1 protein-coding gene is annotated in these 725 nt (G+C 58.9%); it reads left to right on the top strand.

Annotation, left to right across the window (positions count from 1 at the left end; genetic code table 11):
* Window positions 1-725 (top strand): transposase (locus tag AX756_RS24790; RefSeq protein ID WP_197431149.1); only part of this gene is annotated, 725 nt, incomplete at both ends.

Here is a 725-nt window from a genome sequence, read left to right as displayed (position 1 = left end):
CTGTTCTACGAGTTTTCGCTTGAGGATCACGTGCCGCAGGATCATCTGCTCAGGTCGATTGATCGTTTTGTGGATCTCGACGGCATTCGTTCGCATCTCGCGGATTTCTACAGCCATACCGGACGCCCGTCGGTTGATCCCGAACTGCTGATCCGGATGCTGATTGTCGGCTATTGCTTCGGCATCCGTTCCGAGCGGCGCCTCTGCGAGGAGGTTCATCTCAATCTGGCGTACAGGTGGTTCTGTCGGCTTGATCTGACGGATCAGGTTCCTGACCATTCCACGTTTTCCAAGAACCGGCATGGTCGGTTTCGAGAGAGCGAACTCCTGCGTCATCTGTTCGAGGGCACGGTAGCGCGTTGCATCAAGGAAGGTCTGGTGGGCGGCCGCAATTTTGCAGTCGATGCCAGCATGATAGGGGCCGACGCCAGGAAGAAGAACGCGACGCTGAAGGAAGAGTGGGACGTCTCCCAGATCGATCCAGCAGCGGCGCCACGCGCGGTACGAGAATATCTCGATACGCTGGACGAGGAGGCGTTTGGCGCCGCAACGGCGGTCACACCGAAGCGCATCTCGCATTCGGACCCTGCAAGCCAATGGACGGCCGCCCATAGAGGACGGGCATTCTTCGCCTACTCCGACAACTACCTGATCGACACGGATTACTCTGTGATCGTCGGAGTCGAGGCGACGCGGTCCATCCGCCAGGCGGAGGTTGGAGCAAC

The sequence above is a fragment of the Aliiruegeria sabulilitoris genome, from assembly GCF_001558155.1.
GTDB lineage: Bacteria > Pseudomonadota > Alphaproteobacteria > Rhodobacterales > Rhodobacteraceae > Tropicimonas > Tropicimonas sabulilitoris.
Note: the sequence above shows the minus strand (reverse complement) of the source record. Positions and strands in the feature narration are given on the sequence as shown.